We start from the raw sequence: 23,883 nt of genomic DNA, 5'->3' as shown, positions 1-23,883 counted from the left end.
CATCATCCCCGGACGTCCGACGGGTGGGTACCGTTCGGGCCGTCCTAGTGGGCTCCGATCACGTTGACACAATCACCGGCCGCACGCACATACTTCAGATGTCGCGTTCCCTCGTGATGCCATGAGGCACTTCGTCACTGATCGCGACAGTGTAAAGCGTGGGTCCGTGGCGGCTGATGAGTACGCCTTGCCATCCTTCGAGCTTTGCGTGTTTCTCGGCTCGATCGACAGCCTTGTTCAAGTCCTTTTGGATCTCGCCGCGTGTCTCTCCGGAAACGTGGAAGTACCGTCCCGGCTCTATGGTCGTGATCAATGTGGTTCCGATCCTGGGTTGAAGTGAGATTTGGCCCAGAGGTCCACACCTCCAGTCGCTCAGTCGCTCAGACGGAGGTAAAGCCGCCATCAATTAAGACATTGTCCCCGGTGATCATGCCGGCGACGTCGCTGCAGAGATAGGCGATAAGGGAAGCAACTTCCTCGGGTGTTGCGAATCTGCCTGCGGGTATGGCCGCTTTGGCTTTTTCGCCCTTCTCGCCAGACCAGATTTCTTTGCCTAACGGCGTTTCGACGACTGTAGGCGACACGGCGTTCACGGTGACGCCCCGGCCTGCCCATTCAAGGGAAAGGACTCGCGTGAGACCGAGGACTCCTGCCTTGCTGGCGCAGTAGGCGGCATGACCATCAAGTCCGACGACTGCTGCCTGGGACGCAAGGTTCACGATCCGTCCGTAGCCTGCTTCGAGCATGCTTCTGCCGGCGGCTTGGGCCATGAAGAACGTAGCGCTGAGGTTGATGTCCAGTGTGGCTTGCCAGCGCTTTGCCGGCACGTCGGCTGCAGGGTCCAGGAGACCGATTCCTGCTGAATTGACGAGGATGTGCGGGGAGCCGACCTCCGAAATGACGGCAGAAATGACGTGCTGCGCGGCTTCCGGGTCCGTGAGATCGCGCACTATGCCAAGGTGGGGACCTCCGGGGAGTTGGGCCATGCGCTCGGTCACAGCTTCACCAAGGTCGACGCCGACGACGCGGGCGCCTCTATGGGCGAAGTGCTCTGCTACGGCGTGGCCTATGCCACTCGCGGCACCGGTTATGACAGCAATCTTTCCGTCGAAGTCCTGTTCCATGCGGTCTTTCGTCCTTTCTATCGGTCCATTGCTGTTCAGCGTTTGCAATCTGCGCCTGAGGTGGTTGCCAGGAGGCCATCGTTTCCCGTGTAGAGGGGTCGGAGTTTTTCCTCCAGGCGCTGATATGTTGCCGGCGGCGCGGCCATTATGAGTTTGTAACTCTCAGGGTTACCGTCGAAGCCGCCGACCTTGGCCCCGGCTTCACGCGCGATGATCGAGCCAGCGGCGTGGTCCCAAGGGTTTACGAAGGATTCGTAGTATGCGTTGATGCGGCCGCTGGCTACCAGGCATAGATCCATGGCAGCGGATCCTGAGCGGCGAACGTCGCGCACTTCGCTGACGAGCCCCGCCAGTGCTGTTGCCTGTCGGGTCCGGTTGGCCGCTGAGTACGTGAATCCGGTTGCTATGAGACTGAGGGCAAGGCTTGACGCTTCGATGGCTTTGATCTGCTCGCCGTTGAGTGTGGCGCCACCGCCGAGCGAAGCGCTGTACGTCTCCCCGAGGGAAGGAACTTCCACCGCGCCGGCCAGCAGGTTCCAGGATCTGGGGTCAGGATCGCCCTCGAATACGGCGATGCTGACCGACCATGCGGGCAGGTCGTAGAGGTAATTTACCGTGCCGTCGATGGGGTCAACGATCCAGGTCAGTCCGCTGGACCCTGGTGTGGCGCCGCCTACCTCTCCAAGGATGGCGTCATGGGGTCGGGCTTCTGCCAGCAGCTGACGTATGAGGGCTTCGGTTTCCCGGTCCGCTTCGGTCACTACGTCTTCGGGCGAGGATTTAGAACCAAGGAGTGTCACACCGTCGCGTCGACGGTTCAGCGCGAACTTTCCAGCCTCAGCGGCGATTCGTTCCGCAAGGAAGCGAAGCTCTTCGGGCTGCGGACCGTGGGTGGCTTCCGATGTGCTGCTCATTGAAGGTGTCCTTTCGAGCGGTGGCCGGCCCGTCTGGACCGGCCACCGCGTCATGGTGGAGCTGTCAGGATCATACGGTGATGAGGACCTTGACCTGTTCGGGATCGTCAGAGACCCGGAATGCCTCAGCGGCTTGTTCGATGTCGAAGGTTGCTGTTACGACTTCCTCGTGGGGGAAGGGCTTTTCACGCAGCAGTTCGATCGCAGCCAGGACGTCCTCGCGAACGAACATCAAGTTGCCCATGATGGTCAGTTCGCGGTCCTGAACGAGGTCCAGGTCTACGAGGGTGGGACCGCTGGGGACGCCGATGGTCATCAGGGATCCGCCCTTGTCTAGGACCTCGATGGCGAGGTGGACAGTGGACTCCCGGGAGACGCAGTCGAAGACCACATGGGCTTTACCCTCCAGGGCTTTAACAGCCTCCTCGGCAGCCTTCGGGGAGCTGGAGTTGAAGCTTCCGTGTGCCCCGAGACGAATCGCACGGTCCATCTTGGACTGGAGGATGTCCGCCATGACCACCCGCGCGGCTCCGGCATGCAGGGCCGCAACGGCGGTAAATAGACCGATCGGACCTGCACCGATCACCACGACCCGCTTGCCAGTGAGGTTGCCGGCCCGGCGGACGGCGTGCACCGGTGTGGACATCGGCTCGATAAGTGCCGCCCATTTGTCTTCCAGGTCATCCGGCAAGGGGATGGCCCGGTCGGCCGCGATAACGAATTTATCCGTCATACCGCCCGGGGTCTGGCAGCCGAAGACTTCCAGTTTGGAGCAGATGTTGTAGCGGCCTTCCTTGCACTGGTCACATTCACCGCACGCCAGGTTGGGTTCGATAACGACACGCTGGCCGTTCAGATCGGCATCGACACCGGATCCGACCGCTGCTATAGTGCCGACCACTTCGTGTCCGGGCCAGAACGGCAGGGACATGAAGGGGTGGCGGCCGTGGGCGGCGTGCATGTCCGAGCCGCAGATGCCAACGATGGTGCTTCGGACCAGGACTTCGCCCGGCCCGGCCTGGGGTTCGGCGACCTTTTCGACGGCGATATCGTCGAAGGAGTTGACGACGATCCGACGCAATGTTTCTTCAGTCATCTCACACCGCCGTGTATCCGCCGTCAGCGACGAGCACTGAACCGGTAATGAAGGAGGCAGCGTCGCTGGCCAGGAAGACAACCGACGGTGCGATTTCTTCCGGGAGCGCGAAGCGCTGCTGGGGGGCGTCTTCGACCCAGTACCGCTGGAAATCGGGACGGTCCACGGGAGCCATTTCGGTCTTGACGTAGCCGGGGGCGACGGCGTTGACGCGGATGTTGTGGGGTGCCCACTCGACTGCGAGGGACTTGGTCAGATGGTGCACTGCCGCCTTTGAAGCATTATAGGCAGGCTGCCACTGCGGACGGTTGACGATGAGGCCGGACATGCTGCCGATGTTCACGATGGAACCGGCGCCCTTAACCCGCATGTGGGCGCCCACGGCGATGCTTGCCTTCCAGAGCGCACGGACGTTCAGGTCGAAGACGTTAGCCCACTGCTCGTCGGTGACGTCGAAGGAGGCGTTGTGGTAGCAGGTGCCCGCGTTGTTGACGAGGATGTCAATGGAGCCAAGGCCTGTGATGGCTTCCTCGGTCATGCGGGTAACCTGTGCATCGTCGGTGATGTCGGCGGTGATGGCGACGAACTCGTGGCCGGCTTCCTTAGCCTCGGTCGCGACCTGTGCGTTGCGTTCGGCGCTGCGGCCGACGATGGCCACCTTTGCTCCGGCTTCGGCCAGGCCGAAGGCGAATGCTTTGCCCAGTCCTTGGTTTCCACCGGTGACGAGGGCGGTTTTTCCGGTCAGTGAGAACGGTGACAACGGGTTTCCTACTTTCATTTCGAGGGGTATACGACGGACTTGAGCGATGTTGGGTCCTGGTCGCTGTCGAGTGCGGCCTCGACTTCGTCCAGGCCGAATCGTCCGGTGACCAAGGAGTCCAGCTCTACCAGGCCGCTTGAGACCAGGTGGATAGCGGCCGTCCAAGTATCGGTGTAGCGGAAGATGCCGGTCACGTTGATTTCGTAGTTTTGGATGTGTTCGACGGGAAGGGTCATTTCCGGGTTACCCAGACCCACCAGGACGACGTAACCGGCGGGTCGGACCGCCTTGATGCCCGCCGTGACTGCCCGCGGCGAACCGCTGGCATCAATGAAGGCATTTACGTCGAGGCCCGCGTTTGCGACGTCGACTTCGACCGGGTCAATAACGCGGGTTGCGCCGTATGTCAGGGCACGTTCGCGCTTTTCGGCTACCAGGTCAGTGACGATGACTTCGGCTGCACCGAATGCCTTCGCGGTCTGGGCGCAGATGATGCCGATGGGGCCAGCGCCGGCGATCAGGACGCTGCTTCCGGGTACGACGTGGGCCTTGCGCATGGTCGTGATGGCCACGGACAGCGGTTCGAGCAGGGCTGCTGCCTCGTCTGTGAGGTTGTCCGGGATAGCGTGGGCGAAGGCGTCCTGGATGACCGCGTATTCGGCGAAGGCGCCGTCGATCGGCGGGGTTGCGTAGAACTCCATCTTCGGGCAGAGGTTGTAGTGCCCGGCCCGGCATTCGCGGCATTTGCCGCAGGGACGCTGCGGTTCAATGGCGACGCGCTGGCCAACGCGGGCCGGGTCAACGTCCTCGCCGACGGCGACGATGGTGCCGGAAACTTCGTGGCCGAGGACGAGCGGGGCGTCGACGACAAAGTCGCCGATCCGGCCGTGCCGGTAGTAGTGGACGTCCGAACCGCAGACGCCGACTGCGGCGATCTTGATGAGCACTTCGTCGCTGGCGTGCTCGGGGAGTTTGCGGTTTTCAATCGTGAGGTCTTTGGTGCCCACCAGGACGCTGGCGCGCATCGATTCGGGGAGAGTGTCAGTTGACATGGCTCGCCTTTCTTTTAGTCGGATATTTCGAATAGAGCGCGGCCGGAGACGATCACGTCAGCGCCTGCATCCCGGCCTTCAGCGGCAAGGGTTGCTGTTACTCCCCCGTCGATCCCGACGCTCGTGGTCGTTGCCAGGGCAGAGACTTTCCGGAGTTGTGAGCGGTCTGCTTCGTTTCGTGTCCCGGACTCGATCAACATAACCAGTGCTCCGTCCACATGGTCGAGGTGGGTGGGTCCGGCGCCCACGGGAACTTCGGTCCAGATCGACACTTTCCTTTCCCGCAGGCTTCGCAGCAGGTCCACGAAGGTTTCCATGGCCTGGGGTGAAAGGGCGAAAGTCTCGGTCCGCACCTGTGCCAGAGCGTGGATCGACGACGCAGCTGCTTTCAGAACTGCTTCGGTGATGTTGTGTTCCGGAAGGATAAGGTGGGCGTCGAATCGGGCCTCAGGAACTTCCTTGGCGATCCTGATCAGGTCCTCCGGCGTGACCCCTATAGCGTTTCCATCGTCTGCGATGATGAAGTCCACGTGTACCCGGTGCCCCTGGTCCGTGAGGAGGCGGGCTGCCTCCACGCGGAGGGACGCGGGGACGGCATAGACGCTGCCGCTGATTGTTCCCGGGGCGAACGCGCTGGCCCAGGGGGCCATCCTGACCGCAGAGGATTCGGATACGGCGGTCATGGACGGCCATCCAGTTCCGTCACATCTGCCACCCGGCAGTAAGCGTCGAACGCTTCCTGCCTTGAACCAGCGCGAGGTTCGGCCACCGGTGCTGTTGGGGGCGCCCACTCGTCACGGACTTCTCTGACCTGACGATGCGTTGCCACGGCCGCCGCCTGGACTGCCGCCCCCCTTGCCGTGGCCTCGTCCTCACTGGGCAGCAGGACAGGCCGCTCGGTGACGTCGGAGAGGAGCTGCAGGTAGGCGCTACTGCGCGCCCCGCCGCCAACGGCGAGGATCCGCCCTGAGACGTCCACTCCGGCACGTTCAAGGTGCTTTTGCCCGCGGTAGAGTCCAAACACCACTCCTTCGAAGGCAGCACGCGCTACTTCTTCGCGGGTCGTTGCGGTGGTGAGTCCGGCCAGGACGCCCTGGGCAGCAGGCCGGTTGGGTGTCCTTTCGCCGTCCAAAAAGGCCGCCAGCGATGGGCCAACAGTGTTGGCTGCGCTGAGTGCCAAGCGGGCCAACTCGTCCCGGGTTGCGCCCAGGATCCGGGTGAAGGTGTCGGTGACTTTAGCGGCATTGAGGGTGCACACCAGCGGCATGTACTCGTTGGTCATGTCGGCCACACCGTTGACGAGCCCTTCGGGGTCGTGCACGGCTTTGGGGTGGACGGTGGAGACAACGCCGGAAGTGCCGAAAGAGTAGACGACATCCCCGTGCTGTATGCCCAGGCCCAGTGCTGCGGCGTGCTGGTCACCGCCGCCGGAGCCGACAAGGATCTGTCCCTTGAGGCCCAGTTCCACGAGCGCGTCGGGGCCGACTTCACCAGCCGTTTCGTTGGGGCCGAGAACCTCGGGGAGCATGGCTTCCCAGTCCCGGTCGGCGATGTACTTCAGGAAGTCCGGTAGGTAGCGGTTTTCTGCGGAGTCGAAGTAGCCGGTTCCTGATGCCTCTGACCTGTCGGTGACGTACCGCCCTGTGAGGCGGAACGTGAGGTAATCGTGGGGAAGGAGGATGTGGCGCAGCTTCTGGAAGTTGGCTGGTTCGGTGTCTGCGAGCCAGGCCAGCTTGGAGATGGTAAAGGCCGCGGTGGGCAGCGAACCGACGGAGCGGATAAATGCGTCGTCGCCTATAATTTCCCGGAGTTTCATCAGCTGTGGCGTGGTCGTGGTGTCGTTCCACAGCTTTGCGGGGCGAATAATTTGGGCACTTTCGTCGAGGGCGACGAGTCCGTGGCATTGCCCGGCCACGGAGATCCCTACGATCTGGTCAGTCGCCGCCCCCGCCTTAGTCATGGCGGAGCGGAAAGCGGTCGTGAAGGCGCTCCACCACTCCCCCGGGTTCTGTTCGGACAGAGGGGGGAACGTTGGGGAGTGCGGGGCGGTGCCGGTTGCCTTGAGGGCGCCGCTCTCAGCGTCGCGCAGCTGTACTTTACAGGACTGCGTTGACGAATCGACTCCGGCGACCAGCAGAGGTTTGCTCATGGGGTAGTCCTACAGTTCAACTTCGGGCGGAAGGTCGGTCTGCTGACCGACGATTCCGCCGGGGTGGATGTGGACTACTTCTTCCCAGGAATGTCCGCGCAGCGCCATGAGGACGATTGCCAGGGCGTCACCCCATGCTCCGGCCACGAGCGTGGAGCCCATGGCGATCAGTCCGCCTGGGTCGGCGTCGGACGGCTCGGTCTTAACATGGGCGACGCGCTGGGCTGCTTTGGCGAAGGGTGAGTCGGGTCGCTCAGTTAGCGCGACAACGGGAATGCCGCGTTCACCGAGGCGCTGGACAAGTTCAATGAGTTCGGTGGACTGGCCGCCCTTGGACATGGCCACGACCAGGTCACCCTCAGTGATGGCACCCATACCGCCGTGGAGTGCGTCGAGGCAGGGAAGGTAGAAGGCCGGGCTTCCCGAGACGGCGAGGAGGTGAGCGAGACGCTCGGCCATGATGCCGGACGTGCCCGTTCCGGTGGTGATGATTTTGCCGGTGAGGTCCAGGATTTGATGAACGATTTCGACGAACTCGTGGTCAATCTGGCTTGCTAGTCCTTCGACCGCCTTGGCTTCCCTGCGGATCGCGGCCCGGGCGGCGTCGACGATGATATCGGCCCTGGTGCTCGAGGTGGTCATGAGTTACCTGTTCTGGGTGGTTCGGGGTGGTTCGGGCAGCGGAAGGATCCGCTGCCCGAACCGGCAAAGAAGGGGCGTGTTACTTCGTCTGGCCCGGCAGATCTTCGTAGGCGACGTTGCCGCTCTGGAGGTTGCCGTCGGTCAGCTTAGTCAGGCCAGCCAGGAAGTCCTTGCGGTTGCTGACCACGTGCTTGATGGCGGCGTCGACGTTGTCCACGGTGATAGCGGGCATGTTGTAGACGTATTCCTTCTTGTGGTCTTCCCCGCGGGCAACCTTGGCGGCAACAGCGACACCTGCGGCGAGCTGCACCGTGCCGTTCTGCAGGGACGTGCCGATGAAGTCACCGCTCTTGACAGCGTTCAGCCCGTCCTGGATGCCGTCGATGCCGACAACAGGAATGTCCTTAAGCCCTGCTTCACGGAGGGCCTGGACAGCTCCGAGACCCATGTCATCGTTCTCCGAGATGACACCACTGATCTGGCCGCCGAAGGCGGAGACCCAGTTCTTCATCTTGTTCACGGCTTCGTCACGCTTCCAGTTCGCCGTATCTTTGGCCAGCACTTTCACGTTGGGGTTCTTGGCCAGAACCTGGTCGATGCCCTTGCCGCGGTTGATCTCGCCGGAGCCGCCCAGCGGACCCTGGAGGATGACGATGTTGCCCTTGTTGCCGATCTTCTTCATCATCATGTCCGCTTCCTGGGCACCGGCAGCAACATCGTCCGGCTGCACGCTGGCGGTGATATCAGGGTTGTTCAGGGTCGCGTTGACGTCCAGTACGGGAATGTTTGCAGCCTTTGCGGCTGTGATCTGCGGCTGCAGAGTGTTGGTTTGGACTGGGACGATGATAATGGCGTCGACCTTGGCGCTGACGTACTGGTCTACCTGGCTGGCCTGGGTGCTGACGTCATTGTTGGCTGCGTTCCAAAGGATCTCAATGTTGTTGTCCTTGGCGTACTGGTCGATGCCTTCCTTGCCCTCGGTTATGAAGGAAGACATGTCGTAGACGGTCACGCCGATCTTGACGGGCTTCTTGCCGCCCGTGCTGGCCGCGCTCTGCGCGCTCGGGTCACCGGCGCCGCAGGCGGCCATGGTCAAGACCAGAGTTCCGGCTGCTGCCACTGCGGTTCCGCGGCGAATGAGCTTAGTAATCTTCATTGATTGGTTCTCCTTGATGGATAGCTTGGGTTTCAGTTGATTTTCAGTGGGTTAGGTTGGTTAGGTCCGGCGCTTGGTGGCCCAAACGTCGACGGCAACCGCTGCAACGATGAGTACGCCCTTGATGACGTTCTGCCAGTACGCGGGGACGGTGAGGATGTCCAGGCCGTTGTTCAGGGTCTGGATTAGCAGGAGGCCCAGGACAGTGCCCCACACGGTGCCGCGTCCGCCCATAAGGCTCGCCCCTCCGATGACCACTGCGGCAATGGCGTCCAGTTCGTAGCCACGGCCGAGGGTCGGGGAACCGCTGATGACGCGGGAGGCGAGCATGATGCCGGAGAGACCTGCCAGGGCGCCGCTGATGGCGTAGACGCTGAAGAGCACGCGCCCGGTCTTGACGCCGGCGATTTCAGAGGCGAGCCTGTTGCCGCCCACGGCGTAGATCCTCAGCCCGTATGTGGTGCGCCGCATCATCAGCCCGATGCCGACGATGCCCAAAATCATCAGGACCACCGGAACGGTCAGACCCAGGATCTGGGTGTTGGCGACCTGGCCGAAGGCTTGCGGAAGTCCGTTGATGGGGGCGCCGTTTCCGACGACGAAGGCGAGACCAGAGGCCAGAGTGAGCATACCCAGCGTCGCGATGAAGGGTGGGACGTTGATCAGTGAGATGACGGCACCGTTGATGCTGCCGGCGACCAGTCCCACCAGTACTGCGACCAGGACTGAAAGCCATACCTGGTCCGGGAAGGACTTGGCGAACAGGGCTCCGGACATAGCACTGAGGGCGATGACGCTGCCCACGGACAGGTCGATGCCTCCGGTGAGGATAACGAGCGTTTGTCCCAGCGCGATCAAAGCGAACGGGGCGGCCGCGACGAGGATCGTTGTGACGTTATCAAGCGTGCCGAACCGCGCGCTGCGGTAGAGGAAGAAGGCGATCACAAGGAGCATGACGAGGACCATCGCGTATCGGATTGCAATGCCTTGGAACCACTGGCGCGAGAAGCGCCGCGTGGTTGGGGTTGGGGTTGGGGCTGGAGTTGAAGTAGTGGTCGACATCGTTGTTTCCTCTTGGGATTTGCTAGGACAGTCCGCTGGCGAGCCGGAAAATCTTTTCCTGCACGTCGGATCGGTCAAGGTCTTCACGGCTAAGTTCGCCCGCTACTTCCCCGCCCCGCATGACAAGGGCGCGGTGGGACAGACTAAGCACTTCGGGCATATCGCTTGAGGCCATCAGCACGGCCATGCCCTGGGACGCGAGTTCCACGATGATGCGGTAGATCTCGCTACGGGCTCCGACGTCTACTCCTCGAGTTGGTTCGTCCAGGAGCAGGACGTCAACAGGGCCGGTCAGCCATCGGGCCAGCACGACTTTTTGCTGGTTTCCGCCGGAGAGGGTTTCCATGGGCTGGCCGAGTCCTCTACTACGCAGCTGCACCGAATCGGTCGCCTCTTGTACTGCCGCGCGGCGGGCTCCCTGCTTCAGGAAGCCAGCGGTGGCGAAGTGGGAAAGCCGCGGGAGGCTGCCGTTGTCCAGCACGTCCATGGACAGGATGGCCCCGGAGCCCTTTCGGTCTTCGGGAACGATGGCGATTTTCGCGTCGATTGCCGCCGAGGGTGAATGCTTCTTTACGGTTCGGCCCAGGACCCTGACCTCACCTTCCATTGTGCGGCGCATGCCGAAGATTGTTTCCAGCAGTTCGGTCCGCCCGGCTCCTACCAGCCCGGCCAAGCCGACGATTTCGCCGCGCCGGACTGAAACCGAGACGGGGCCGCCGGCTCCATCAACCAGCAGGTCATCAACTTCCAGAACAGTTTCCGCACCCGCTGCATTGCGGTCGGGAAACAGGTCTTCGAGCTCACGGCCGATCATGGCGGTGACAATGTCGTCATCGGTGAGATCGACCAGAGACTTGTCCAGGACGAGGCCCCCGTCGCGGAGAATAACGACGCGGTCCGCCACGGCGCGGATCTCCTCCATCTTGTGAGTAGTGAAGAGCAGCGCGACCCCGCGGTCGCGGAGGCTCCGCATCACGGTGAGGAGTCGTTCCACTTCGCGTTCTGCGATTGCGCTGGAGGGCTCGTCGAGCAGGATCGCGCGGGCGCCGGTGTTGGTGGCCTTGATGATCTCGATGATCTGTCGAATGCCGACCGGGTGGCTGCCCATTCGCGTGGCGGGGTCGATGTCCAGGCCGAACACTTCGAGGTTCTTCCGGGCCTCTTCAATCATCTTCTTGCGGTTGAGGCCAAATGGTCCGCCGATCTCGCGACCAATGAAGATGTTTTCGTAGACGCTGAGATCCATCACGGACGCCAGTTCCTGGGGGACGATGCTCACGCCCAGCTTGTGAGCGATCTGGGCGTTCCCGGACGGGAGGTCTTCGCCGCGGACAAGCACCTGCCCTGCGTCAGGACGGTACTGCCCGGAGGCGATTTTCATCAGTGTCGACTTGCCTGCGCCATTTTCCCCGGCAAGGGCAGTGATTGTTCCCGGCTGCAATGCCAGAGATACGCCCTTGAGTACTGGCACGCCGCCGAAAGCCTTTTCAATGTCCCGGCACTCCACGGTGGCTGGAGCATTAGGACCCTCGTTCGGGAACACTGTTGCACTCGTTCCCGTAGATGCGCTGGTCATATCCGTTCTTTCCGCGTTGGACGCCGTCGCCCTCCGCTAACTGACTGGTCTGACTGTAATGGAGATCTCAACATAAGTGCAATAGGACTGCTCACATGTGCAATGTAATAATAAAATTCGCCGACCGTTCGTAGCCGCCCCGTACAGCGAACGTGTCCAAGCTGCCGCGATTCGAGGCGGGGCGAATGGAGTTATCGCGACCAACGACAACAGAAATTGCTGCTCGAATGTGCGCAATCAATGCTCAAAAGTGCCTATTCTTGGTATAGTCAGCGCATGAAACAAGTCGAGGCACGCCGAGCGGGTCCGAATGAGCTAGTGACGATGGCGTACGTAGCGCGGAGGTACTACCGGGAGGATGCTACGCAGGCGGAGATCGCCACGGAAGTAGGGGTTTCTCGTTTCAAGGTTGGCCGAATACTTGAGCGGGCCAAGCAGCTGGGCATTATCAAGTTCGAAATCACCACCGACGACCAGATCGATTTCGAGCTGTCGCTGGACCTGCAGTCGCGTTTCAAGCTCCACCGCGCCCTCGTCGTGAGAGCGCCGGGAGAAACTGACGAGATCGTGCGGGATTACGTGGGCAGAGCCGCGGCTCAGCTCCTTACGGAAATTGTGGAAGAGGGCGAAACCCTTGGATTTACCTCAGGACGCACCATCCAGGCAACAGTGGAAAATTTGCAGTCTCTGGCGCGATGCGACGTCGTGGCTTTGGGCGGCGTTGCTGGGCAGAGCACCGAGCATGGCGTGGAAATTGTACGGCAGGCGCAACGCGTTGCCGGCGGGCGTGTATGGCCGATCTTTGCGCCACTCGTGGTGAGGGACTCAGTAACTGCACGTGCCCTGTTCCAAGACCCGGTCATCCGCGAAGCAGTCTTTCAGTTCTCCCGGGTCAGTAAGGGCATCGTAGCCATTGGCAACTGGGACCCCCCAAGCTCCCAGCTCTACGACGCCGCCCGAGAACTGGGCCTTGCCGAAGACCTTCTTAAATTGGGTGTCCTCGGGGATGTGGCCGCGACTCTCATCGCCGAGGACGGCAGCATTATCGACAAGATAGACGACCGGACTATAGCCATTCGAGCGGATCAACTGCGACGGATACCCGAAGTGATCGGAGTAGGCGGCGGGGTGCCCAAGGCGCGGGCGACTCAGGCGGCAATAGCCTCGGGCCTTATCAACTCGCTCGTCACTGACACCTCGATGGCTCGCCAAATGCTCAGCTAAAGCTCCGCGCCCAAGTTCCGATGTCAGAATCAGCAAGGCGTGCTCGTAGAGTGATGAGACCAGCTGGATGCACAGGTTCGCGGCGTCCTGCTCGAAGGGGATGGAGCCCACTTGGTCGACGATGATCAGTCCGTAGCGGCGCAACCTTACCAGTTCTTGGGGCAGCCTGCCGTGTTGTTGGGCCGCCTAGAGTCGGGCGGTCCGAGCAGCACTTGTTGGCATTACCGCCAACGCATTCAGAAGTGAGGGTCAGGCTTGCTCCCCAGATCCGCACTTTTCTGTTGCCCAGTTGAAGCACACCCCAACCTGACGTTGGAGCCGTCCGACATGGGAAGACTCGCCCCGTGCCCGGTGGATGGGTCTGACGCCCTGTGCCGGCAGAGCCGCAACAGGTGGCATCGCGCCGTTCGTCCCGAGTGGGTGTCATCATTTCCTGATGCTTTGGCCTGTTTCGACCGTTCTCGAGCCGATGGACGTGCTTGCGTTGGTTGCGGACTGTCAGCTTGAGATCTGAGATGATCCGCAGCACCTGTCAGTACATCGATTCTGGACATTATTCCAACGCAATGCACCGCTTGAGGCGTCAGATATGCCCTTATTTTCAGCTCGTCAGGGCGGCTGCCCAGGCAATGGCGTTCCGTTGCCGGTAGTCCAGCACATCGATGTCCTGATCGCTCTGGACAAGGGCCAAGTCGATCGATGCCAGCCGCTGCTGCAGAACTACTGGGTCAATCAGCCGGGCGTCCACCAGTGCTCGAACGAACTCGAAGTCCTTTTCGCGGTGTGCCATGAGCTTCGCAACGCAAAGGTCATGGGGGTCCAGGCAGAGCCCTGTGGCGTTGTTCGTGGCTTCGCTGCGCACTCCGACCACACGGTATTCCCAGTCGGGAGGCAGGATCGCGGTTCTTTTGCCGACCCCTTCGATGTAGAAGCCGTAGGTCGCATGGAACTCCGACCACTCCCCCACGTCGAAGCTGAGCTGATCACTCAGGGCATCGGCGTCCGCATCACGCATCGGCGCGATGTCAATCTCCGGGGACATCGTGGCCTCGGCGGGCAGCTGATCCTCAGTGTAGGAACCGAGGATCGACTGGCTGCCGATGATGATGACCTGGTCATCTTTGATGATCTGCGTCGCGGCACGGATTGCGTGCTCGAGTTCATCCCTTCGCAAGTAACTGCGCCTTCTTCATCGCAACCAGCCTGTCCTCCGGGTTTAGTGCCCCGGCAAAGGGGCTGATCTGGCGCAGGTCCCTTCCCTCCTCGTCATCGGCCAGCATCGCCTTCTCCAGCTCGTCATCAGGCAAGCGAAGAAGTTCTTCCCACCGGTCCAGCCACCGCTCAGCGACAGCCGCCCGCGGAGTGCGACGCAGACGTTCAAGATTCTCCCGCGCGAGGCCCCGCAGTCGCGACGGATTCTCCCGCAATCTCATCCCCAGCATGACATGCAGTTCAAACGGGAACCGCTCCTCACGCCGCGCTTGCGGATGCCGTCCCTTGGCTGTGCGGATCGCGTCCTGGATCACCGAAGCACTGCTTCCCAACCGCTCGGCGATTCCCCGCACCGACAGGCCCGAGGCGTGAAGACCCAGAATGCACTCCTGCCGGCCACGGGCCAGGACCAGCATCCGCTGCCGGGCCACCTCCGACTCCTCAGCCAAAGCCCTGGCCTCTGCCGATAGCCGCGTGATCACATCATCCATACATGTATGGTACCCCCATACAGTCGCTTCCAGCTTTACGGAATCTTCATTATCGGCGTTCGAAAACATGCGGGGGAGTGGCCGAAATGGGGCTGCTTCTGACGTCAGGACCAGGTCGTTTCCCCGCCCCAAATGCCGGTGTTAGAACCGGCCAGCCGCGGCCGGGTCGTTGAGAGCGAAGAGCTGAAAATCCTGGCGACATCACCTATCGCAGAATTGCAGCGTTGAGCTCAATCCGCCCCGAACTTCTTTCGCATTGTTCGGAGTCTGTCCTCGAAGGTCACCAAATTCAGGTCCAGGATCATCACGACTCCACTGACCTGTGTCCCTTCATGACCGGGCTCTTCAGACCGGTCTCCCACGGCCACCGCCACCCACCGTGTCACTAGAGTGAAGCTCGCCTCCCGATCAAACGCAGCCGAATACCCGACGGCAGCGTCCAAGCGCACATTCTTCATGCCACAATGGCCCGGTTTCGGTTCCAACAAGGCTGCGACGGGCCGCATCACCGATCACCCCCATCAGGCTTCCTTGATCACGCGGTTGGTCAGCTGGCCGAGCCCTTCGATGGTGGTGACCAGGACCTGGCCTTCCTGCAGGTAGCGCTTGGGGTCCTGGGCGTGGCCCACGCCGCCGGGGGTGCCGGTGGCGATCACGTCGCCGGGCTTCAGGGTGATGATCGTGGAGATGTAGGAGACCAGGAATTCGGGGGTGAATACCAGGTCCGAGGTTGGGGTGCTCTGCTGGACTTCGCCGTCCACGGCGGAGGTCATGAGCGGGCCGGGGGTGAATTCGTCCTTGGTGACCAGGGCCGGGCCGAACGGGGTGGACTTTTCCCAGGTCTTGCCCTGCAGCCACTGGATGGTGCGGAACTGGTAGTCGCGCATGGAGACGTCGTTGAGCACTGAGTAACCGGCGATGTGCGCAGCGGCTTCGGCTTCGGGGATGCGGCGGCCGGCCTTGCCAATGACGACGGCGAGTTCGGCTTCCCAGTCCACGGTGTCCGATTCCTGCGGCAGGGCCAGGTCGTCGTTGGGACCGATCAGGGATTCTGCGTACTTGGCGAACAGGGTGGGGTATTCGGGGACTTCCCGACCCATTTCCTTGATGTGGTTGCGGTAGTTGTGGCCCACGCAGATGATCTTGCCGGGGGACGGCACGACGGCGGCAAGGTCCGCGCCGTCCAGCGCGTGCGTCGCGCCGGACGCGGCCTGCGCGATGGTCTCCCATGCGGCGTCTTTCAGAAGCGCCCCGACGTCGGAGAACCCCTCGATTACGGTGAGGTTGTCACCGTCCTGGCGAACAGCCCTCGTTACGGTTCTGCCTCCTTGGGACAGACGGAGGGTGAGGAGTTTCATGCGTTCTTGCTTCCTTCGGTGTAGATGCGGTTAAAGTTCAGCCGTTCAAAGATGGGGGCGTCACTGAAGCGGAACAGAGCAAACTCTGCCTCTGCCTCTGCCTCTGCCTCTGCCTGCAGGGATCATGCTTCCACTAGGAGCTCGCTGGCGCCGGTGGCCTATTTACTTGGAAGTACGCGGGCCCGAGCGCGGCCAATTCCTCACAGGGACCGCTCATGCACACCCGCCGTTCGGGAGTGGCAATGCCTTGGGCGCCCAGAAGTTCCTTGGAGCGGTTCTCATTTGGCGGGCGGTGGGCGTCGGTCCGGGCAATCGTCCTAGCCGGAGCTTCGGCCCGCTGGAACTGGCCCCGGAGTTGTCGACCCACGGCCGCGATTCCATGCGCGAGCGATGTTGGGCCCTCGAAAGCAGTGGAGGATCGTGTCGCTGGCCGACTTGCGCGAGCTCCAAGTGAATAGCGGGTCACGCACAGCAATACCCGTCCAAGCCCTGGCTATATCAAGTGCACTCAGAGTCGCAAAGATTGGCCAGCAGTTCAAGAGTCCGGTACCTAAGCCACAGCACAGCAAGTAAGTATAAGGGGAGGCCGCCGAGCGGCGGTCTCCCCTTCGTTCTGTGACACGGGGCGCGACACGCCAAGTGTCGAGGACGGTTCTGCGAACCCGCTTCCACTCATCAGGGTTTCTACGCTGGCTGGGTACAAACTGCGTCAGGGAATCAGCGTCCCCGGCCTCTTCACGGTCCTAAAGCCGTCACGCCCTGTAGTTGATTTTAAGGTCAGCTACATCCTCATCGGCGAGATTGACAACGATATTGTCGGGAGTTCGAGTCGTGAGCCAGACCAGTTCCTCGGACCGGCTTGCGTTGCCTTCGATGTGAGGCACAAACGGAGGGACGTACACGAAGTCACCCGCCTCCATGTAGATAATCTCCTCGTAGCGGTGCCCGAACCGGATGAAGCCGTACCCATTGAGAACATATCCTCCAGTTTCTGCCTCACCGTGGTGGTGGGGGTCTGAAACCTCTCCTACACCGGTAAAGACCTTGCCGTACCAGAGGCCGGACACTTCAGTGTTCTCGACGCTGACCCCGGACACCCGCCGCGCGCTCTTGGTCTGCCCGGGGGCTACAGGCAGCTCATTCTTGCGCTGAACACTAATAGTTTTGAGATTCGTTGCGTTTTCCATGTTGACCTATCGTGTGTGGTTGGAAGGCGGCCAGGCGAACAGTTTCGATTACTCTTCGTTCCCTGACCTGGCCAGCCCGGTGAAAAAGAGCGTGATCAGAACGCCGGTGATGGCTCCTGTCCCGGACCAAAGTTTCGTGATGCATCAAGCGCTGCAGCAGCGGAGCGTGTCCGTGTGTATCGCATCTACCGCAAACTTGTAAGACACAGGGTATGCACGAGTGGAACTCGAAGCAAGAGATTCCTTTATGTGGAATACTGAGGCACGATGGCAGCAGTGTAATGCCGTATATTCCTTTATATGGAAAGTAGGCCCTGGCAATGAGCCAAACGCTGCAATCGGTCGCGCACGCACTCCTCGCACTGCAGGTCTTGCAAGGCAAGTCCGACATGGGCGTTACCGACATCGCAGGGGCGGTAGGAGTGGGTACCTCGACCGCTCATCGCCTGTTGACGACGCTGCAACAGTACGGGTTCGTTGAGCAATCTGAAGGGCGCCGTTACAAGCTTGGCCCAGCCATGCTCCTGAGCCCGCAGGAAGCCTCCATCGCGCACTGTATTGACATCAGCCGACTCATCATGCGATCGCTGCGAGACTTATCGCGCGAGACGGTGCACATTGCGACCCTTGTTGGACCTAATACAAAGTTCATCGCAGCAATCGAGTCGCAGTACATGATGCGGGTCACGGCACGACTGGATCGCGAAATTCCCGCGCATACCTCGGCAGCGGGAAAGGTACTTCTGGCGCAGCTTGAAAGAGAGCAGCTTCAAGAGCTCTATCCAAACGAGAATTTGCCTCAGGTGACGGCGAACACAATCGCTACAGGGAGCGAGCTGTTAGAAGCACTGGAGGAAGTCAAAGCAGCGGGCTACGGGCGCAATTACGAGGAGTCGGAGGTGGGGCTGGTTGCGATTGCCGTGCCGATCGCCCGACCAACCGGCCACGCCATTTGTTCACTCACCTTGACTGGCCCCACCGCAAGATTCAACCCCGAAGGCGCCGCAGGCATATCAGTACGGGAGCGAGAGCTTCGCAACCTCTTGGTCGAACATTGCCAACGCATCGAGCGAGAGCTTCGTTACTGACGAACCCGCCCGCTCCCGACCAAGGGCTAGGCTCGGCGGGTTCCGTTAGTGTCTGGACCGCGCCGGGGGAAGATAACTACCCCCGTTCTTTCGCAGGCCGGTTCAAGGCGATTACCTGCTGATCGACCATTGCTCCCTTAAGTTTCTCTATACGGAATTTGTCTTTAGAAATTCCGAAATGGAAACTGGAGGGGCTAGCATGCTCCGATGAACACTCTAGACAACGAGTCCACCACCGCAGCATCGAGCAGCAAAGGGTTCGTAATCATCATGCATGACCTGGAGCCGGGCTGGACCGAGGAATACCTGCGCTGGCACTCGCGCCAGCACATGCCGGAGCGTGTCTCAACGTTTGGCTTCGAGTACGGCCGCAGACTACGCGCGCTCGACGCTTCTCCTGCGCATCCTTTCCTGATCATTTATGAAGGGGAGTCCGAGCGCACCTTCGCAGCCAAGCCGTACATCGATCGTCTCAACCGGCCGACGGAATGGAGTCAACGCATGCTGCCGCGCTTCACCAACTTCATCCGTGCCGGCGGTCGCATCGCGTGGAGTGCAGGCGAGGAACGGGGACTTTTCATATGCGTCTTTACGCTGCCGGAGAAGCTCGGTTCACATGCTCTGAGGTCGCTCGAGCGGCAGCTGGGGGCTCTGGTTACCGATAACTGCCTCTCGCGGCTGTGGATCGGGTCAGCAGGCCGGGCCGTTGCAGGGCAACGCACGTCAGAAACCGAGTTGCGAGAAAGTCGGAATGGTCAGTCAGATTTTGGCACTGCCATCGTTGCCGAAGCGCATGATGTGGCATCGGCATCTTCGGCGCTCAGCGTGTTGCACGAGCTGTTGGCCAGAATTCCCGGCGCGGACATCGCGCAAGGCGGGATGTACAAATTGGACTTAGCCATTGACCACGACGAGGCGGTCGTCATCTTCGACGCCGGTTCCACAAGCCTGCGCGAGTATTCGTGAGCAGAAGGAACTACAACGGAATATTCAGCGTGAAGGCAAAAAGCGAACCGTCTTTGAAATCCGAGCCTCGCCAGGGAACGTTGCTTCGGGGAGGCAATACGAGCTCCAGCCAAGGTGTAACCCGTGTTTTCAGCTCCGCTTCGACTCGTGGAAGCGGAGCCTGAAGTCGGTTTCCCACTGATGCGCATGAAGAAAATAAGGAACTAAAACTTTCCCGCATGGAGGAATTTTTTGCCCTCGATCCCTGTGAGCGTATATTGTGAACTTCGTCACCGGAGTAGAGCGCAAAAAAGCAAGCCGGGCCTCATCGACGTAAGACTGAGCTCCCGGGGCGTGCTCCGATTTATTTGAAGGGTCCGCTGCGCGGCAGCGTACCCAGAGCACGCTGCGTTGGTGGCAGTGCGGCTGAAAGGCGAGGAAGTAGAGAATGGTTCAACGAGACGACTTCGATGGGCGGCTGTTCGTCGTTACTGGAGGATCGAAAGGCCAGGGTCGAGCCGAGGTCGAAAAACTCGCCCGGCGAGGCGCCCGGGTAATTGCAGCCGACGTGAGCGAGCCTGCCCGGTTTGATGCTGTGGACGTCGAGTCCAGGGTCGTACCCTTCAAACTCGATGTCACGTCAGATGTGCACTGGGCGCGCCTCGTCGAGTACATCCTGACGGACGAAGGCGGCACCGTTCACGGGCTCGTTAATAACGCTGGAATCAGTTGGCGACATCGGTTGCTCGACGTCGCCGTCGATGACTGGTCCCGAGTGAACGACGTTAATGTTCTCGGCGTGTTGCGGGGTATTCAAGCGCTCTCTCCTCTGATGACCGAAGGCGGGTCAATCGTGAATATCGGCTCTACCGCAGCATGGTCGGGTCACTTCCCCGCTGCCTACACAGTGAGCAAATGGGCTGTGAGGGGGCTTACTGCAGTTGCCGCCATGGAACTGGCGCCGCTCGGCATCCGGGTGAATGTGGTTCACCCAGGGCTCATTGAGACTGAACTTACGGCAAATATACCGGCGGGGTTCAGGGAGGCCACCCTGGACCAAATTCCGCTCGGCCGGCTGGGAATGCCGGGTGACGTAGCTGATGTCGTCCTTTTTCTTTTATCGGATGGTGCGCGGTTCGTCAACGGTGCAGAAATCACGGTCGACGGAGGCCAGATCTCACAGGGCGGGTCATTACCAATACTGAAAGGCGTGGAAGCAGGCGCACAAAGTGGCTAGCCTCGACCCCCAGAAGAATTCTGTCAATCAAGTAGTTCGTTAGTTTATATGCGGCCGCTGCTCGGATACATCACCTTGGGCACGGCCGACCCGCAGCGAAACAAAGGAGTTTTCGTGACAAATGCACCAACAACCAGGGACCCGAAGATCAAGATGACGCCGCAGGCGCGTCGCGCAATTGCAAGCGGCGTTTTCGGATCGGCGCTCGAGTGGATTGACTTCGCGCTCTTCGGCATCCTGTCGGCGACCGTCTTCCCCCAGGTGTTCTTCAGCGATCTAGGACCGGCATCGGCCATCTTGGCGTCATTCCTGACTTTTGGCGTGGGATTCGTGGCCCGGCCGCTGGGCGGGATAGTTTGCGGGTATTTCGGCGACAAATACGGTCGACGCAACGTGCTCTTCGTGACGCTTATTCTGATGGGCGTCAGTTCAATCGCGATCGGAGTGTTGCCCGGAACCGCATCAATCGGTATCGCAGCCCCGATTCTGCTCGTCTCGTTCCGGTTCCTGCAGGGCTTCGCGCTCGGGGGGGGAGGCTACGGGATCGCAGTTGCTCACCATGGAGCATTCGCCCGACAACAAGCGCGCCTTTTACTCAGCTCTCACGCTTGCCGGATCGCCGATCTCGCAGGTGCTCGCAAACCTGAGCCTGCTCGTTCTCGCGGCGTCGCTGAGCCCTGAAGCGTACATGAGCTGGGGTTGGCGGGTCACCTTTGGAATTGCCGTTATCCTCGTAGGAGTTGGAATTTATGTAAGGCTCAAGATCGAAGAGACCCCCATCTTCGTCGAGCAGGTCGAGATGGCCGAATCAAATTCAGGTGTGCGCGCTCGTGGGCCCGTATACATCTTGCGTAACTACGGTCTGACAATCCTGCGTCTTGGCTTTATCCACGCACCGATCTCCCTGACCTTTTACATCGTCGCCGTATTCGGTATTTCATATCTGAACAAGACAGGAAATTTCCCGACTTCAGCCACGCTGTCAATCTTCCTCATCGCCAACGCGGTCTCATTCGTCGGCATCCTAGTTGGCGGCCGCTTCGCCGATCGTTATGGGCGCCGCCAAACATATGCAGTGGGCGCGGCCATCTGTCTCGTGGCTGCCATAATCTTCTTCCCCCTCGCCGACACGCAAAACTACGCCCTGGCACTCTTTGCGACGAGTTTGGCTTGCTTCGGCGTGCAGTTCGGCAACGCGGCTCAGGGCGCTCTCTTCGGCGAAGCATTCCCGACACAGATCCGCTTCATGGGCTCGGCGATGACGCTTTCGTTCACGAACCTCGTCTTCGGATCGTTCATTCCGTTCTTCTCGGCCTGGTTGATCGGCCTCGCCGGCGGTAACACGCTGAGCGTGGTCATTTTCTGGATCATGATCTGTATTCTGTCGATAGTTCTTGCCATGCGGAGCAAAGACGGCAAAACGCTCGAAGGAACAGAACAGACCTTCTCGGGCCGTCGTTTGCAGCAAATCAAAACCCCCGACGTCGCCTCCGTCTAGAGAGCACCGGCCGCCTGTCGTCCATCTTAAGGAATGAATGGCGTGAGGTCAGGGCCACACGCCGGCGCTACAAGAAGCGCCACTCTTTTCAGGGACACCGCTTCAGGAGGGGTGGCCTGTGCATGCACAGACATCACCGCAATCGGTGCGCTGCTTGTATCAAAGTGCAGGCACAGGCCATTCCAGCCGAATCCTGGTTGCACACGACCAGTCCCATTACAAACTCAACCCAACGAGAGAAGAGAACAATGATTTCGATCATCGGCCTAGGTCCAATCGGAGCCAACGTCGGCGCCCGGCTGGTCGAGAAAGGGCATCAGGTAGTGGGCCTCGACCTAGACGCGGCCCGCGCCGCCGCCTGGAGTGCGGAGACCGGTGCAACGAGCGTAAGCGATTTCGACGACCTTCCATGGGCATCCATCGACACCGTCTTCGTCGCGGTGCGTGTGGCCAGTCAACTCGAGGCAGCTTTCACATCGATAGCCGAGAGATCAGCTGGAAGAGATCTTTCCATCTTCGTGCTGACAACCCTTACCTCACGGGATGCCATCCGTATTCTCGGCGACGCACCAACTGAGTGGCGCACCTTTGAAGCCCCACTTTCGGGTGGTCCGCAGGGTGCCAGGGCCGGGACGATGTCGCTCTTCTTGGCTGGTCCCGACTTCACGCCCGCAGAGGAGAAGATTGCAGGGGACATCGCTGGGCGTATATTTCACACCACGTCGTACGGCGACCCGGCGACGCTCAAGCTCCTGAACAACACCTTGGGCACCTACAACGCTCTCGCGACCTCGGCCATGCTGCAGCTCGCGATCGACCGGGGAGTACCCGCTTCCCAATTCCTCGACGTCGTGTCGGCATCGAGTGGACAGAGCTGGATGAGCGACAACTTCGACAACTTCACCTACGACCTGCTATTCAAAGACGTCCGGTTGCTGCTCGAAGAGGTCGACATTCTGCCGACCGTTCATATCGACCGCAGTCACGAACCCGACGAGACAATCGCCGCGATCGCCGCGTTGCGAAAGCAGCTCTGACCGGCATACGGAGAACGGGGAAGCATGGGGTTGAGCGTTTGATGGCCGCGCCACCGGTAGCCGGCCCGAGACGAACCCTCAAGGATGACGACCTGAGTGTGCACGCATTCCAAACCGCCATCGGCGGCCAAATCTTGGGGCATCGCAGCAATATAGGGAGGCCATTCAAAAGTGTCAGACCAATACCTTCGCGGGTTTAAACATGAACTAACGGATATCGGCAACGGCATACGGATACATTCATTATCAGGCGGCACTGGAAGACCGCTCTTCCTGCTCCACGGCTTTCCGCAAACCTGGTACCAGTGGAGGCATGTGATGCCGAGGCTAGCGGAACATCACACCGTTGTTGCTGTTGATCTTAAGGGCGCAGGAAATTCCGATAAGCCGCTGAACGGTTACGATAAGGTCAATATGGCTTCGGAACTCGACCGACTCCGAGAAGCAATGAACTTTGATGACGTGGACGTTATTGGACATGACATTGGAGGGATGGTTGCTTACGCATGGGCAGCGACCAAGCGATCCGCTATAAAGAAGCTCTGTGTTCTTGATATGCCCCTTCCCGGAGCGCAGTTGTGGAGTTCCATTTTTTCAAATCCAGATCTTTTTCATTTCTCCTTTCACATGAGGCGTGATATTCCTGAGATGCTCATCAGCGGGCGAGAATATCTATACTTAGAAAGCTTCATTCGAGACCGCACTTTTAACCACGGTGCTTTTACAAGCTACGACATTGATGTCTATGCGAAATCCTTTTCGCAACCAGGGGCAATGAGAGCATCATTTGAGTGGTATCGTGCCCTGCCCCAAGATGTGGCGGATAATGAAAGATTAAAAGCTAAAAAGCTGACGATACCTGTGCTAGCTCTGGGTGGCGATAAGCGATGGGGGCCTCTCATAGTCGAGATGATGTCGGAATTCTCCGCGCATGTCGTTGGTGGTTCGATTCCCGACTGCAACCACTGGATTCCCGAGGAGCAGCCCGATGCTTTTGTCGACAGGATCGAAATATTCCTTGAAGATGCGAAGTAGCTTAGTCGCGCCCGAGTTAATGCCAAGCGAAAACAGGGCA

At 60.4% G+C, this 23,883-nt stretch carries 22 protein-coding genes and 2 pseudogenes; 8 read left to right on the top strand and 16 right to left on the bottom strand.

All coding sequences use genetic code 11. The features are described from left to right. Positions 1 to 380: 380 nt before the first annotated feature. The 11 genes from PV772_RS19475 to PV772_RS19425 form a co-directional block, all read right to left on the bottom strand. Positions 381 to 1,124, bottom strand: a complete 744-nt coding sequence (locus PV772_RS19475) for a GolD/DthD family dehydrogenase (RefSeq protein ID WP_347887253.1) — start codon at positions 1,122 to 1,124, stop codon at positions 381 to 383. Between the two features lie 35 nt (positions 1,125 to 1,159). Further along, on the bottom strand, positions 1,160 to 2,038 hold the full coding sequence (locus PV772_RS19470; RefSeq protein WP_347887252.1) for an inositol monophosphatase family protein: 879 nt from the start codon (positions 2,036 to 2,038) through the stop codon (positions 1,160 to 1,162). 70 nt (positions 2,039 to 2,108) lie between these two features. Continuing rightward, positions 2,109 to 3,134, bottom strand: a complete 1,026-nt coding sequence (locus PV772_RS19465) for an alcohol dehydrogenase catalytic domain-containing protein (protein ID WP_347887251.1) — start codon at positions 3,132 to 3,134, stop codon at positions 2,109 to 2,111. Position 3,135: 1 nt separating this feature from the next. Continuing rightward, positions 3,136 to 3,912, bottom strand: coding sequence for a glucose 1-dehydrogenase (locus tag PV772_RS19460; protein WP_347887250.1), 777 nt, complete (start codon positions 3,910 to 3,912; stop codon positions 3,136 to 3,138). After that, positions 3,909 to 4,946: an NAD(P)-dependent alcohol dehydrogenase gene (locus PV772_RS19455; RefSeq protein WP_347887249.1), complete on the bottom strand. Its 1,038-nt coding sequence runs from the start codon at positions 4,944 to 4,946 to the stop codon at positions 3,909 to 3,911. The genes PV772_RS19460 and PV772_RS19455 overlap by 4 nt, the downstream gene beginning before the upstream one ends. A 14-nt stretch (positions 4,947 to 4,960) precedes the next feature. Further along, positions 4,961 to 5,629, bottom strand: a complete 669-nt coding sequence (locus PV772_RS19450) for a hypothetical protein (RefSeq protein ID WP_347887248.1) — start codon at positions 5,627 to 5,629, stop codon at positions 4,961 to 4,963. After that, on the bottom strand, positions 5,626 to 7,095 hold the full coding sequence (gene xylB / locus PV772_RS19445) for a xylulokinase (protein ID WP_347887247.1): 1,470 nt from the start codon (positions 7,093 to 7,095) through the stop codon (positions 5,626 to 5,628). The genes PV772_RS19450 and xylB overlap by 4 nt, the downstream gene beginning before the upstream one ends. Positions 7,096 to 7,104: 9 nt before the next feature. Further along, positions 7,105 to 7,737: an SIS domain-containing protein gene (locus PV772_RS19440; protein WP_347887246.1), complete on the bottom strand. Its 633-nt coding sequence runs from the start codon at positions 7,735 to 7,737 to the stop codon at positions 7,105 to 7,107. Positions 7,738 to 7,816: 79 nt separating this feature from the next. Beyond that, positions 7,817 to 8,893 carry a substrate-binding domain-containing protein gene (locus PV772_RS19435; protein WP_347887245.1) on the bottom strand — a complete coding sequence of 359 codons (1,077 nt, stop codon included), beginning with the start codon at positions 8,891 to 8,893 and terminating at the stop codon, positions 7,817 to 7,819. A gap of 60 nt (positions 8,894 to 8,953) precedes the next feature. Continuing rightward, entirely contained in the window at positions 8,954 to 9,955 is a 1,002-nt protein-coding gene (locus tag PV772_RS19430) for an ABC transporter permease (protein ID WP_347887244.1), read from the bottom strand. Between the two features lie 22 nt (positions 9,956 to 9,977). Next, positions 9,978 to 11,531 carry a sugar ABC transporter ATP-binding protein gene (locus PV772_RS19425; protein WP_347887243.1) on the bottom strand — a complete coding sequence of 518 codons (1,554 nt, stop codon included), beginning with the start codon at positions 11,529 to 11,531 and terminating at the stop codon, positions 9,978 to 9,980. A gap of 276 nt (positions 11,532 to 11,807) precedes the next feature. On the opposite strand from PV772_RS19425, the gene PV772_RS19420 reads away from it, so the two are divergent. Then, the gene (locus tag PV772_RS19420; RefSeq protein ID WP_347887242.1) at positions 11,808 to 12,755 is read left to right on the top strand and encodes a sugar-binding domain-containing protein; all 948 of its coding nucleotides are present in this window, start codon (positions 11,808 to 11,810) and stop codon (positions 12,753 to 12,755) included. Positions 12,756 to 12,776: 21 nt separating this feature from the next. Here the strand turns inward: PV772_RS19420 and PV772_RS19415 are convergent. The 5 genes and pseudogenes from PV772_RS19415 to PV772_RS19395 form a co-directional block, all read right to left on the bottom strand. Further along, positions 12,777 to 12,926 (bottom strand): annotated as a pseudogene (locus PV772_RS19415) (ATP-binding protein); the annotation flags it as partial. A gap of 430 nt (positions 12,927 to 13,356) precedes the next feature. Further along, positions 13,357 to 13,929, bottom strand: a complete 573-nt coding sequence (locus PV772_RS19410; RefSeq protein ID WP_347887241.1) for a DUF6036 family nucleotidyltransferase — start codon at positions 13,927 to 13,929, stop codon at positions 13,357 to 13,359. After that, positions 13,916 to 14,458, bottom strand: a complete 543-nt coding sequence (locus PV772_RS19405; RefSeq protein WP_347887240.1) for a hypothetical protein — start codon at positions 14,456 to 14,458, stop codon at positions 13,916 to 13,918. The genes PV772_RS19410 and PV772_RS19405 overlap by 14 nt, the downstream gene beginning before the upstream one ends. A gap of 521 nt (positions 14,459 to 14,979) precedes the next feature. After that, on the bottom strand, positions 14,980 to 15,816 hold the full coding sequence (locus PV772_RS19400; RefSeq protein WP_347887239.1) for a fumarylacetoacetate hydrolase family protein: 837 nt from the start codon (positions 15,814 to 15,816) through the stop codon (positions 14,980 to 14,982). Positions 15,817 to 16,568: 752 nt separating this feature from the next. Next, complete coding sequence (locus PV772_RS19395) at positions 16,569 to 17,003, bottom strand: cupin domain-containing protein (protein WP_347887238.1); 435 nt, start codon at positions 17,001 to 17,003, stop codon at positions 16,569 to 16,571. Positions 17,004 to 17,323: 320 nt separating this feature from the next. Between PV772_RS19395 and PV772_RS19390 the strand changes: the two genes are divergently transcribed. The 7 genes and pseudogenes from PV772_RS19390 to PV772_RS19360 all read left to right on the top strand — a co-directional run bounded on the left by PV772_RS19390 (position 17,324) and on the right by PV772_RS19360 (position 23,843). After that, positions 17,324 to 18,091: an IclR family transcriptional regulator gene (locus PV772_RS19390; RefSeq protein ID WP_347887237.1), complete on the top strand. Its 768-nt coding sequence runs from the start codon at positions 17,324 to 17,326 to the stop codon at positions 18,089 to 18,091. Positions 18,092 to 18,298: 207 nt separating this feature from the next. Then, positions 18,299 to 19,057, top strand: a complete 759-nt coding sequence (locus PV772_RS19385; protein WP_347887236.1) for a hypothetical protein — start codon at positions 18,299 to 18,301, stop codon at positions 19,055 to 19,057. A 427-nt stretch (positions 19,058 to 19,484) separates the two neighbouring features. After that, positions 19,485 to 20,273, top strand: coding sequence for an SDR family oxidoreductase (locus PV772_RS19380; protein WP_347887235.1), 789 nt, complete (start codon positions 19,485 to 19,487; stop codon positions 20,271 to 20,273). A 48-nt stretch (positions 20,274 to 20,321) separates the two neighbouring features. Further along, positions 20,322 to 20,810, top strand: a pseudogene (locus PV772_RS19375) (MFS transporter); the annotation flags it as partial. Between the two features lie 22 nt (positions 20,811 to 20,832). Then, a complete protein-coding gene (locus PV772_RS19370) occupies positions 20,833 to 21,771 on the top strand; it encodes an MFS transporter (protein WP_347887257.1) in 939 nt (312 codons plus the stop codon). 248 nt (positions 21,772 to 22,019) lie between these two features. Further along, positions 22,020 to 22,808 carry an NAD(P)-binding domain-containing protein gene (locus PV772_RS19365; protein WP_347887234.1) on the top strand — a complete coding sequence of 263 codons (789 nt, stop codon included), beginning with the start codon at positions 22,020 to 22,022 and terminating at the stop codon, positions 22,806 to 22,808. A 171-nt stretch (positions 22,809 to 22,979) separates the two neighbouring features. Then, the gene (locus PV772_RS19360) at positions 22,980 to 23,843 is read left to right on the top strand and encodes an alpha/beta hydrolase (RefSeq protein ID WP_347887233.1); all 864 of its coding nucleotides are present in this window, start codon (positions 22,980 to 22,982) and stop codon (positions 23,841 to 23,843) included. Positions 23,844 to 23,883 lie beyond the last annotated feature (40 nt).

Origin of the sequence: Pseudarthrobacter sp. CC12 (assembly GCF_039907755.1) — a bacterium.
GTDB classification, from domain to species: Bacteria; Actinomycetota; Actinomycetes; order Actinomycetales; family Micrococcaceae; genus Arthrobacter; species Arthrobacter niigatensis.
Note: the sequence above shows the minus strand (reverse complement) of the source record. Positions and strands in the feature narration are given on the sequence as shown.